The sequence below is a fragment of the Ideonella sp. B508-1 genome, assembly GCF_000333615.1.
Lineage (GTDB): Bacteria > Pseudomonadota > Gammaproteobacteria > Burkholderiales > Burkholderiaceae_C > Ideonella.
The window spans coordinates 1-10,622 of sequence record NZ_BADL01000210.1; the positions used below are offsets into that span (position 1 = coordinate 1).

The 10,622-nt window shown below is 69.0% G+C and carries 12 protein-coding genes; 5 read left to right on the forward strand and 7 right to left on the reverse strand.

Features of this window, described 5'->3' with window-relative positions:
- Positions 1 to 48 precede the first annotated feature (48 nt).
- On the forward strand, positions 49 to 1,698 hold the full coding sequence (locus tag I73_RS27040) for a bifunctional diguanylate cyclase/phosphodiesterase (protein WP_022980313.1): 1,650 nt from the start codon (positions 49 to 51) through the stop codon (positions 1,696 to 1,698).
- A gap of 48 nt (positions 1,699 to 1,746) precedes the next feature.
- Here the strand turns inward: I73_RS27040 and I73_RS09060 are convergent, their stop codons facing one another.
- A complete protein-coding gene (locus I73_RS09060) occupies positions 1,747 to 2,220 on the reverse strand; it encodes a CBS domain-containing protein (RefSeq protein ID WP_022980314.1) in 474 nt (157 codons plus the stop codon).
- Positions 2,221 to 2,365: 145 nt separating this feature from the next.
- Between I73_RS09060 and I73_RS09065 the strand changes: the two genes are divergently transcribed.
- Positions 2,366 to 3,175 (forward strand): alpha/beta fold hydrolase, encoded by an 810-nt coding sequence (locus I73_RS09065; RefSeq protein ID WP_022980315.1) that lies wholly within the window; start codon positions 2,366 to 2,368, stop codon positions 3,173 to 3,175.
- A gap of 12 nt (positions 3,176 to 3,187) precedes the next feature.
- Here the strand turns inward: I73_RS09065 and I73_RS09070 are convergent, their stop codons facing one another.
- The gene (locus I73_RS09070; protein ID WP_022980316.1) at positions 3,188 to 4,171 is read right to left on the reverse strand and encodes an NAD-dependent epimerase/dehydratase family protein; all 984 of its coding nucleotides are present in this window, start codon (positions 4,169 to 4,171) and stop codon (positions 3,188 to 3,190) included.
- On the reverse strand, positions 4,168 to 5,394 hold the full coding sequence (gene kbl, locus I73_RS09075) for a glycine C-acetyltransferase (RefSeq protein ID WP_022980317.1): 1,227 nt from the start codon (positions 5,392 to 5,394) through the stop codon (positions 4,168 to 4,170). The genes I73_RS09070 and kbl overlap by 4 nt, the downstream gene beginning before the upstream one ends.
- Positions 5,395 to 5,527: 133 nt before the next feature.
- On the opposite strand from kbl, the gene I73_RS09080 reads away from it, so the two are divergent.
- Complete coding sequence (locus I73_RS09080; protein ID WP_022980318.1) at positions 5,528 to 6,103, forward strand: helix-turn-helix domain-containing protein; 576 nt, start codon at positions 5,528 to 5,530, stop codon at positions 6,101 to 6,103.
- 10 nt (positions 6,104 to 6,113) lie between these two features.
- Here I73_RS09080 and I73_RS09085 read toward each other — a convergent pair whose 3' ends face one another.
- The gene (locus tag I73_RS09085) at positions 6,114 to 7,349 is read right to left on the reverse strand and encodes a YihY family inner membrane protein (protein ID WP_022980319.1); all 1,236 of its coding nucleotides are present in this window, start codon (positions 7,347 to 7,349) and stop codon (positions 6,114 to 6,116) included.
- Positions 7,350 to 7,368: 19 nt separating this feature from the next.
- On the opposite strand from I73_RS09085, the gene I73_RS09090 reads away from it, so the two are divergent.
- Positions 7,369 to 7,776, forward strand: a complete 408-nt coding sequence (locus I73_RS09090; RefSeq protein WP_040500067.1) for a DUF2069 domain-containing protein — start codon at positions 7,369 to 7,371, stop codon at positions 7,774 to 7,776.
- Positions 7,773 to 9,176: an FAD-binding oxidoreductase gene (locus I73_RS09095; protein ID WP_022980321.1), complete on the forward strand. Its 1,404-nt coding sequence runs from the start codon at positions 7,773 to 7,775 to the stop codon at positions 9,174 to 9,176. Before I73_RS09090 ends, I73_RS09095 begins: the two co-directional genes overlap by 4 nt.
- Positions 9,177 to 9,195: 19 nt before the next feature.
- Here the strand turns inward: I73_RS09095 and I73_RS09100 are convergent, their stop codons facing one another.
- From I73_RS09100 to I73_RS09110, 3 genes are all read right to left on the reverse strand, one after another.
- Positions 9,196 to 9,693: a DUF1178 family protein gene (locus I73_RS09100; RefSeq protein ID WP_022980322.1), complete on the reverse strand. Its 498-nt coding sequence runs from the start codon at positions 9,691 to 9,693 to the stop codon at positions 9,196 to 9,198.
- A 4-nt stretch (positions 9,694 to 9,697) separates the two neighbouring features.
- Positions 9,698 to 10,288 carry an NUDIX domain-containing protein gene (locus I73_RS09105; protein WP_022980323.1) on the reverse strand — a complete coding sequence of 197 codons (591 nt, stop codon included), beginning with the start codon at positions 10,286 to 10,288 and terminating at the stop codon, positions 9,698 to 9,700.
- Positions 10,278 to 10,622, reverse strand: a 345-nt coding sequence (locus I73_RS09110; RefSeq protein WP_306304227.1) for a DUF2818 family protein, incomplete at its 5' end; no start/stop codon positions are given. The genes I73_RS09105 and I73_RS09110, both read right to left, overlap by 11 nt.

The window sequence follows — 10,622 nt, forward strand, 5'->3', positions numbered from 1 at the left end:
CCACCGCCGCCTCCACCGCGCTGGACCTGAACGGCAAGGCCGCCCAGGGTGATTCTCTCGGTCAACCCTGCCTTCTGCGAGATCACCGCCTTCCAGGCCGAAGAGCTGCAAGGCCAGTCCATCCAGCTGCTGGCACCGCTGATCCACGATGCCAGCCTGCCCGAAGCCATGCGGGAGGACCTGAGCAGCTCGGGCCATTGGCAGGGCGAGGTGATCAGCATGCGTCGCAATGGCGCGCCGCTGACCGCCTGGGTGTCCCTGAGCCTGCGGCGAGACACCGACCCGCGCAGCGGTCATCTGATCGCCATCGTGCACGATGTGACCTCGGTGCGCCAGGTCGAGCAGAAGCTGCTGCGCCGCGACCACTTCGACGGACTCACCGACCTGCCCAACCGGCAGTTGCTGGTGGATCGCCTGAGCCAGGCCCTGGCCCAGGCCCGCCGACACCAGCAGCCGCTGGCCCTGCTCTTCTTGGACGTGAACCAGCTGCGGCATGTCAACGACAACTTCGGCCACACCGCGGGGGATGGCATCCTGCGCGAAGTGGCCCAGCGCCTGCGCCAGAGCCTGCGCGAGGTGGACACCGTGGCACGGCTGGGGGGCGACGAATTTGCCGTGCTGCTGCCAGGCGCCACCGCCGAGGGTGCGGGCCAGGTGGCCGACAAGCTCATCGAACGGCTGGCCCAGCCCTGCCGCGTCGAAGGACACGAGTTCAGCCTGACCTTCTCGATCGGCGTGGCCCTGTCACCCGACGACGCCGAGACCCCCGAAGCCCTGCTGCGCTGCGCGGACACGGCCATGTACCGCGCCAAGCTCGAAGGCCGCGGTCGCTGGTGCTTCTACTCGGCCGACATGCTCAACCGCTCGGCCCGCCAGCTGCAGCTCGAAGCCGCACTGCGCCGCGCCGAAGAGCGCGAAGAACTGGCGTTGGTCTACCAACCCCAGGTCTGCCTGCAATCCGGCCGTCTGGTCGGCATGGAGGCCCTGATCCGCTGGAAGCACCCCGAACTGGGCATGATCTCGCCAGCCGAGTTCATCCCTCTGGCCGAAAGCAGCGGACAGATCCTGTCCATCGGCGCCTGGGTGATGCGCACCGCCGTGCGCCAGATGAAGCAATGGATCGACGCGGGCCTGCCCTCGAACGTGGTGGCGGTCAACCTCTCGGCCGTGCAATTCCGGGATCCGGGCCTGCCCGAGCTGGTCCAGAAGGTCTTGGACGACGCGGGCCTGCCGCCCAGTTGCCTGGAACTGGAGTTGACCGAAAGCGTCGCGGCCCACAACCCGGCCGAAGCCGGCCAGATGATGGACCGGCTGCACGCCCTTGGCGTGCGCCTGTCGATCGACGACTTCGGCACCGGCTTCTCCTCGCTGAGTCACCTCAAGCGATTCCCGATCCACACCCTGAAGATCGACCAGTCCTTCGTGCGCGACATCGGCACCGATCCGGACGACCGGGCCATCGTGCAAGCCATCATCCAGATGGCGCGTGCACTGCGCCTGACCACCATCGCCGAAGGCGTGGAAACCGATGAGCAGGCCGCCTTCCTGCAATCGCACGGCTGCGAGGCGGCACAGGGCTATCGCTTCTGCAAACCCATGCCGCCCGAGGACACCCTGGCCTGGGTGCAAAGCCACACCCGGCCGAACAGCGCCTCCCGGGCGCTGCTGGCGCCCACCGCGGCCCAAGCCGGCGTCTGAAACTCAGGCAGGGTCAGCGCTGCCCACCCTGCCGTTTCTTCGGCCCGTTCAGTGGGCGGCCAGCCCTTCGGAAGACGACGGCGTCTCGTCGCCCGGCCAGTCGCGGATGTAGGCCTTGAGCATGCGGTTCTCGAAGTCCTGGGCCTCCACCACGGTCTTGGCCACGTCGTAGAACGAGATCACGCCCATCAGGGTGCGCCCGTTGAGCACCGGCATGTAGCGGGCGTGCCGACCCAGCATCATGCGGCGCACCTCGTCGATCTCGGTTTCAGGCGTGCAGGTCAGGGGGGCATCGTCCATCACGCTGCGCACCAGGCGGCTGCCGATGGTCATGTCGTTGGCCACGATGGCGGCAATCACCTCACGGAAGGTGAGCATGCCGGTCAGATCGCCGTGCTCCATCACGACCACCGAACCAATGTCGTTCTCGGCCATGGTCCGCACGGCCTCGGCCAGCGGAAGGTCGGGTGACACGGTGAACAGGGTGTTGCCCTTCACGCGCAGGATGTCGCTGACTTTCATGGTGGCTGTCTCCTCAGGCTGTGCCGATGGATGGGTCTCGGGGTTGTCAACATAGCACACAATCGCCGGCTTTCTTACCCTGGCGATCCAGGGGCCGCGCGAATCCACCCGATGGCGACGCCCCGCCACTGCCGCTGCGTCATCCATGCAACTCACTGTCGACCACCGCCCCGTGAGCCTCTCGCACTGGGGCCCCTCGCCCGCCGGTGCGAACGCCCCTGCACTGCTGCTCTTGCACGGTGCCCTCAACGACGCCAGCGTCTGGGGCCAGCTCGGCCCGGCCTGTGCGGCCGCGGGCCACGCGGTGCTGGCGCCCGACCAGCCCGGCCATGGCGGCAGCGCCGGCCCCCTGCTGCCGGACATCGCCGCCCTGGCCGCCTGGGCGCTGCGGGTGGCCGATGCCGCCGGGCTGGATCACTTCTGCGTGGCGGGCCACAGCATGGGCTCGTTGATCGCCCTGGAGGTGGCGGCGCAGGCCCCCGAGCGCATCGGGCATCTGCTGCTGCTGGGCACGGCCTTCCCGATGCGGGTCAGCCCCGCCCTGCTGGAATCGGCCGTGGCCACGCCCGAGGCGGGCATGGACCTGATCAACACCCTGTCCTATTCGCCCGCCGCGGCAGCCCAGACGGAGGGGCCGCTGGTCGAGGCCCGCGCCGCCAGTCGGGCCCTGATGGCCCGGACCCAGGCCGGCTGCGCCGACGGCAACCTCTTCCTGCACGACTTCCAGCTGTGCGACCGCTATGCCGATGGACTGGCGGCCGCGACCCGCGTACGCTGCCCGGTCACGCTCATCCAGGCCGAGGCCGACCGCATGACGCCGGCCAAGGCCACGGTGGCCCTGGTGGAGGCCCTGAAGGCCGAGATGCGGGTGGTGCCCGGCGGGCACGCCATGCTGCAGGAGCAGCCCGAGGCCGTCGCCCGGGCGGTGCTGGCGGCGCTGGGAGCGTCCGCCTGAGCAGCGCCGGGCTCAGGCGGGCGTGCCGGCGGTGGCGGAGGCCGCAGCGGCCGCGATGCCGGGCTTGAGCGCCGTCAGCATCTCGCGCACCATCTCCTGCAGACCGAAGCGCGGGGTCCAGCCCCAGTCGGCCTGGGCCTCGCGGTCGTCCAGCGAACGCGGCCAGCTGTCGGCAATCGCCTGGCGGAAGTCCGGTGCGTAGTCGATCTCGAAGTCCGGCAGCTCGGCCCGGATGGCCTGGGCGATCTGGGCCGGCGTGAAGCTGATGCCGGCCAGGTTGTAGGCCTTGTACTGGGGCAGACAGGCCAGCGGCGTCTCCATCAGCTCCAGCGTGGCGCGGATGGCGTCGTCCATGTACATCATCGGCAGCGCGGTGTCCTGGCCCAGGAAGCTGGTGTAGCGGCCCGTGCGCAGCGCCTCGTGAAAGATCTCCACCGCATAGTCGGTGGTGCCGCCGCCAGGCGCCGTCTTCCAGCTGATCAGGCCCGGGTAGCGCACGGTGCGCACGTCCACCCCGTGGTTGCGCCGGTACCAGGCGCACCAGCCCTCGCCCGCCAGCTTGGAGATGCCGTAGACGGTGGTGGGCTCCATCACCGTCTGCTGCGGCGTCTGGTCACGCGGGGTGCTGGGGCCGAAGGCCGCGATGGAGCTGGGCCAGAACACGCGCTCCAGCTTGTGGGTGCGGGCCAGTTCCAGCACGTTGAGCAGGCCCTTCATGTTCAGGTCCCAGGCCCACATCGGGTGCTGCTCGCCACGGGCGGACAGCGCCGCCGCCAGGTGGTAGATCTGGGTGATGCCGTGGCGCTCGACCACTGCGGTCAGGGCCGCGGCATCGGTCACGTCCAGGGCTTCGTGGGCCAGGCCGGGCACGCGGCCGCGCGGAGACAGGTCGCTGGTGACCACCGCCTCGCGGCCATGGCGCACCGCCAGTACACTGGCCAGGTCGGTGCCGATCTGGCCGTTGGCCCCGATGATCAGGATGCGGGGCGTGCTCACTGTGCGTCCCCCTTCAGCAGACCCAGCTCGCGGCCGGCCTGGGCAAAGGCAGCCACCGCGCGCTCGAGCTGGGCGCGGTCGTGCGCGGCACTGAGTTGCACGCGGATGCGGGCCTGGCCCTGCGGCACCACCGGGTAGAAGAAGCCCACCACGTAGACCCCCAGTTCCAGCAGACGCGCGGCCAATTGCTGTGCCTTGACGGCGTCGTAGACCATGATGGGCACGATGGGGTGCTCGCCCGGCTTGATCTCGAAGCCGGCCTCGACGATGGCCTGGCGGAAATAGGCGGTGTTGTCGGCCAGCTTGTCGCGCAGCGCGGTGGAGCCTTCCAGCAGGTCCAGCACCTTCAGCGAGGCGCCGACGATGGACGGCGCCACGGTGTTGGAGAACAGGTAGGGCCGCGAGCGCTGGCGCAGCAGTTCCACCACCTCCTTGCGGGCCGCGGTGAAACCACCCGACGCACCGCCCAGGGCCTTGCCCAGGGTGCCGGTGATGATGTCCACCTTGCCGAAGATGCCGCGATGTTCATGCGTGCCACGGCCGGTGGTGCCCATGAAGCCGGTGGCGTGGCTTTCGTCCACGCCGAGCAGCGCGCCGAAGCGGTCGCACAGCGCGCGGATGCGGTCGAGCTGGGCGATGGTGCCGTCCATCGAGAACACCCCGTCGGTGAACACCAGGGTGAAGCGGGCGCCGCCGGCGCGGGCCTCCTCCAGGCAGCGCTCCAGGTCGGCCATGTCGTTGTGGGTGTAGCGCCAGCGCCGGGCCTTGCACAGGCGGATGCCGTCAATGATGGAGGCGTGGTTGAGCGTGTCGCTGATGATGGCGTCCTGCTCGCCCAGCAGCGGCTCGAACAGACCGCCGTTGGCGTCGAAGGCCGCCACGTAGAGGATGGCGTCCTCGGTGCCCAGGAAGCGGGCCAGCCGCCCTTCCAGGGTCTTGTGGAGATCCTGGGTGCCGCAGATGAAACGCACCGAGCTCAGGCCATAGCCATGGGTGTCCAGGGCCTCATGGGCCGCGGCGATGACCTCCGGGTGGCTGGACAGCCCCAGGTAGTTGTTGGCGCACAGGTTGATCACCTCGCGGCCATCGGTGGTACGCACCAGGGCCCCCTGCGGCGTGGTCAGGATGCGCTCGCTCTTGTAGAGACCGTCTGCACGCAAGGTCTGCAATTCCTGGCGCAGGTGGGCGTAGAAAGCGTCGGTGGACGCGCGGGGCTCAGACATGGTGGAGTCCTTGACAGAGGAACGGATGGTTCACAAGACGTTCAATGAATGTTCTCTTGTTCGATATATCGAACAATAGTGCAGTATCATGTCGAGATTCCATTCCGTCAAGCCTGAACGCTGAAAGACCGCGATGTCGCGCATGCCCTCTTCCGAACCGCCCCGCGTCGGCCAGACGCTCGCCAACCTGCGCCAGGGCCGTGGCCTGTCGCTGGACGAACTCTCGCGCCAAGCCGGTGTCTCCAAGTCCATGCTCTCGCAGATCGAGCGCAACCAAGCCAACCCCACGGTGGCCGTGGTCTGGCGCCTGGCCAATGCCCTGGGCGTGCCGATGGCGGAACTGCTCAGTGGCGAGGAGCCCGGGGCACCGGCGATGGTGACGGTGCCGCCCCACGCCATTCCCTCGCTGCGCAGCCCGGACGGGCTGTGCGAGCTGCGCATCCTCGGGCCCATCGAGTTGGCCGGGCAGTTCGAGTGGTACGAACTGACGGTGCAGCCCGGCGGCGTGCTGGCCAGTGAACCGCATGAACCCGGCACCCGCGAGCACCTGACGGTCCATGCCGGTACCCTGGTGGTCGACGCAGGCGAACAGACCCAGACCCTCGACACGGGCGACACGGCCCGCTACGCGGTGGACCAGCCGCACGCCATCCGCAACACGGGCAGCGAGGCAGCTCGGGCGCTGTTGGTGGTGGTGCACGCCGGCTGAGCCGGCGCCCTCACGCTGTCAGCAGTTCGGCCAGGGTCATCTGCTCCAGGCCGCTGCGCTGGCGGAAAGACTGTGCGGCCGCCTGCGGCGCCAGCAGCAGCGCATCCACCAGCGGGGCGGCCGGCGTGCTGGCCGGCTCGCACATCAGCGTGTGGCGCTGGCCACCGCCCTCGTCCAGCCGGCCCACCCAGTCGTGGGCGATCAGGGTGTCCAGCACCGGCTCGATCTGCAGCGGATCCACCCGCAGGCGGGCAGCCACCGCGTCCAGTGTCAGCCCGCCCTGACCGGTCCGGCGCGCGTCCGCCAGTTCGCGCAGCACCGCCAAGGCCAGCGCAAACGCGCGGCCCGGCACATTGGGCTGGCGCACCACCCGCATCTGCAGGCTGGGCGCATAGGCGGCGATCACCGCGCCGCACAACACGATGACCCACACCAGATAGAGCCACAACAGGAAGATGGGCACGGTGGCAAAGGCGCCGTAGATGGCCGAATAGGTGGCCACCGAGCCGACGTACCAAGCCAGCACCGACTTCGCCAGCTCGAAGGTGACCGCCACGAACAGGGCGCCGCCCAGCGCATGGCGCCAGCGCACATGGGTGTTGGGCACGTAATAGAACAGGGCCGCCGTGGCACCGGCCTGCATCAGGAACTCGACCACGTCGAGCACGAAGCGCACCCCGCCGGGCAGCGCCCCCACCAGTCCCTTGGACGCCGACAGCGCGTAGGACGTCAGGCTCAGGCTCACCCCCAGCACCAGCGGCCCCAGGGTCAGCGCAGCCCAGTAGACCAGCACACGCTGGGCGATGGGCCGCGGCTTGCGCACGCGCCAGATGCCGTTGAGCGTGCGGTCGATGGTCAGCATCAGCGAGATGGCGCTGGCCAGCAGGAACAGCAGCCCCGCCCCCCCCACCTTGTTGGCCTTGCTGGCGAACTGCGTCAGCGTGACCATCACCGGCTTGGCGATCGCGTCGGGCACCAGGCTCTGCAGGAAGTACTTCTGCAGCGCCACCTGGAACTTGGCGAACACCGGGAAGGCGGTGAACAGGGCCAGCATCACCGTCAGCAGCGGCACCAGCGCAATCAGCGTGGTGAAGGTCAGGCTGCCGGCGCTCAGGCCCAGTCGGTCTTCGCGAAAGCGCATCCGCAGGGTGCGAACCGTGTCGAACCAGGGCCAGGTTCGCAGCGTGGTGAACAGCAGGCCCACCTGCGATGTCCAGTGGGCCCGCAGGGCGGTGATCCAAGTCATGCCGGCTATCATGCCAAACATGTCGGAGACTCCGTTGGTGACCCTGGCGCCGGACGGCGTCGTCCGCGCCACGCGCGCCATGGCGCTGGCCAGCCTGATCGGCCTGATCGTGCTGGGCCTGGCCTGGGAACTGTGGCTGGCCCCCACCGGCAACGGCAGCCTGGCGCTCAAGGTCGTGCCCTTGCTGGTGCCGGTGCTGGGCCTGTGGCGCCACCGTCTCTACACCTACCGCTGGGTCAGCCTGCTGGTCTGGCTCTACTGCGCCGAGGGCCTGGTGAGGGCCACCAGTGAACAGGGCCCGGGCCGTTGGCTGGCCTGGCTGGAGGTGCTGCTGTGCCTGCTGTTGTTCACCGCCTGTGCCTGGCAGGTGCGCTGGCGCCTGCGCCGCGCCCAACGGGCCCGCCAAGAAGAAGGACACACCCCATGAGCCATGCCCTGCTGACCGAACTGCGCGAGCTGCTGGGCCCGACCCATGTGCTCACCGATGGCGACCTGAGCGCCTGGGAGCGCGACTGGCGCAAGCGCTACCACGGCAAGGCCCTGGCGGTGGTGCGCCCCGGCAGCACCGAAGAGGTGGCGGCCGTGGTGCAGGCCTGCGGACTGCATGACGTGAGCATCGTGCCGCAGGGCGGCAACACCGGCCTGGTCGGTGGCGGCGTGCCCGATGGCAGTGGCCGGCAGGTGCTGCTGAGCCTGTCGCGCATGAACCGCGTGCGGGCCATCGACCCAGCCAACCTGACGATGACGGTGGACGCCGGCTGCATCCTGCAGCAGGTCCAGCAGGCGGCCGACGAGGCCGGCCTGCTCTTCCCGCTGAGCCTGGCGGCCGAGGGCAGCTGCACCATCGGCGGCAACCTCTCCACCAATGCCGGCGGCACCCAGGTGCTGCGCTACGGCAACGCCCGCGAGCTCTGCCTGGGCCTGGAGGTGGTGACCGCCACCGGCGAGGTCTGGGAGGGCCTGAGCGGTCTGCGCAAGGACAACACCGGCTACGACCTGCGCGACCTGTTCATCGGCAGTGAAGGTACCCTGGGCATCATCACCGGCGCCACGCTGAAGCTCTACCCGCGCCCCGTGGGTTGCCGCACGGCCCTGGCAGCGGCACGGAACCTGGACCAGGCGGTGGCCTTGCTGGAACTGGCCCGCCGCCACCTCGACGCGGGTCTGACCGGCTTCGAGGTGATGAGCGCCTTCTCGCTGCAGCTGGTCGGCAAGCACTTCCCGCAGATCCCCAACCCCTTCGCCGCCGCGCCCTGGTCCATCCTGCTGGAGCTGGTGGCCAGCGACGACGGCCAGGCCCAGGAAGCCCTGGAGTCGGTGCTCGGCCTGGCACTGGAACAGGGGCTGATCGACGACGCGGTGGTGGCGGAGAGCCTGGCCCAGTCGCAGGCCCTGTGGCACCTGCGCGAATCCATCTCGCTGGCCCAGAGCGAAGAGGGTCTGAACATCAAGCACGACATCTCGCTGCCGGTGTCGGCCATCCCGGCCTTCGTTGCCCAGACCGATGCCGCGCTGCAAGCCCGGGTGCCCGGCGTGCGGCTGGTGAACTTCGGTCACCTGGGCGATGGCAATCTGCACTACAACGTCCAGGCACCCGAGGGCGATTCGGCCGCCGCCTTTCTGGCCGCCCATGAAGAGGCGTTCAACACGCTGGTCTACGACGCGGTCTGCCGTTTCGGTGGCTCCATTTCAGCCGAGCACGGGATCGGCACCCTCAAGCGCGAGCAGCTGCCGCAGTACAAGTCGCCGGTGGCCTTGCGCCTGATGCGCCAGATCAAATCGGCGCTGGACCCGCTGGGACGCCTGAACCCGAACCGGGTGTTGTGAGGGACCGCGGGGAAGGCGCTCAGTGCGTGGGCCCCTTCAGGGCCTCCGGGATGGGCAGGCTGTAGACCTCGATCCCTTCGTCGCGCAGTTCTTCGCGCTCTTCCTCGGTGGCCTGACCGCGGATGCCGCGGGCCGGCGCCTCGCCATGGTGGATCTTGCGCGCCTCCTCCGGGAAGCGCGGACCGACATCCTCGGTGTGGGCCACCACATGGCGCACCGCCTGCATGAAGGCCTGCTGCATCTGCTGCAGCGTGGGCGATGCTGGGGACTCGCCGGGGGCGGCCGTCGTCGACACCGCAGCCACTTCGTCGGAACGGCGAGTCGTGGCGGTTGGCGGCTCAGCCCGCGCACCCGACAGATTCAGCCGCGGTGCACTGGGCGCACGCACCACCTCGGCCACGCCGCACAGCGGACAGGTGAGCAAGCCACGCAGTTGCTGACTCTGAAAGTCATCCTCCGAGGCAAACCAGCCCTCGAAGCCATGCCCCTGGGCACAGCGCAAGTTCCAGACCTTCATGGCCTCACCCCTGCGCCGCGTCGAGGGTCTGCCAGTCGAGCGGCCAGCGACCCGCGCGCCACTTCTGCAGCCACAGCAGCCCGATCAGGGTCTTGGCGTCCGTCAGCGCGCCCGCGCTGGCCAGGCGGTCCAGTTCCTCTTCCTGCATCAGACAAAGATCGATCAGCTCACCGTGGTCGAGCTGGCGCTCCCCCTGCTCGAGCCCGCGCGCGAACCAGATCTCGATGAACTCGTCGGAATAGGCTGCCGCATTGTGCAGAATGCCGGCGCAGGCCCATTCCCGGGCCCGGTACCCGGTCTCCTCTGCCAGTTCCCGCCTGGCGGCCGTCAGCCGGGACTCTCCCGGATCCAGCTTGCCGGCCGGGAACTCCAGCAGCACCTGTTGCAAGGGATAGCGGTACTGACGCTCCAGCACCAGACGTCCATCATCCAGGATGGGCACGATGACAACCGCACCCGGGTGGATGATGTACTCGCGCCCGGCCTGACCCCCGTCAGGCAAGGCGATTTGGTCCTTTCGAACCTCGAGGAAATGCCCGCGGTAGACCACCTCCGACGAGACCTTGGTCTCGATCAGATGCCGTTCATCCGACATCCGGTACCTCTGCGACCCGGTGACGTCGCAGGTAGCGCCAGATGAAACCAGGCACCGCCAGGGTCAGGAACAGGCAGCCCATGGCCGCAAAGAACTCCCAACCCTGCGGGGCACGCTGCCCCAGCTGACTTTCCAGCCCGAAGCCAGCGGCCAGCACCGCCAGCCACAGGAGCAGCAGTTCCAGAAGGCGCCAGCCAAAAGCCTTGTCCGGCTGACGGGGCCCGACCAGCAGGACCCGCTGCGACAGGAACGGGAGGTTGGCTGCCAGTACCGACGCCAGCAAGACCATCCACACGGCGACTTCCTGCGTCATCTTGACCCTTGCCTCTGTCTT

Excerpts from the sequence above, each read along its gene's own strand:
- I73_RS09060 (WP_022980314.1), bottom strand. The coding sequence starts at position 2,220 with ATGAAAGTCAGCGACATCCTGCGCGTGAAGGGCAACACCCTGTTCACC.
- I73_RS09065 (WP_022980315.1), top strand. The coding sequence starts at position 2,366 with ATGCAACTCACTGTCGACCACCGCCCCGTGAGCCTCTCGCACTGGGGC.
- kbl (WP_022980317.1), bottom strand. The coding sequence starts at position 5,394 with ATGTCTGAGCCCCGCGCGTCCACCGACGCTTTCTACGCCCACCTGCGC.
- I73_RS09080 (WP_022980318.1), top strand. The coding sequence starts at position 5,528 with ATGTCGCGCATGCCCTCTTCCGAACCGCCCCGCGTCGGCCAGACGCTC.
- I73_RS09085 (WP_022980319.1), bottom strand. The coding sequence starts at position 7,349 with ATGACTTGGATCACCGCCCTGCGGGCCCACTGGACATCGCAGGTGGGC.
- I73_RS09090 (WP_040500067.1), top strand. The coding sequence starts at position 7,369 with ATGTCGGAGACTCCGTTGGTGACCCTGGCGCCGGACGGCGTCGTCCGC.
- I73_RS09095 (WP_022980321.1), top strand. The coding sequence starts at position 7,773 with ATGAGCCATGCCCTGCTGACCGAACTGCGCGAGCTGCTGGGCCCGACC.
- I73_RS09100 (WP_022980322.1), bottom strand. The coding sequence starts at position 9,693 with ATGAAGGTCTGGAACTTGCGCTGTGCCCAGGGGCATGGCTTCGAGGGC.
- I73_RS09105 (WP_022980323.1), bottom strand. The coding sequence starts at position 10,288 with ATGTCGGATGAACGGCATCTGATCGAGACCAAGGTCTCGTCGGAGGTG.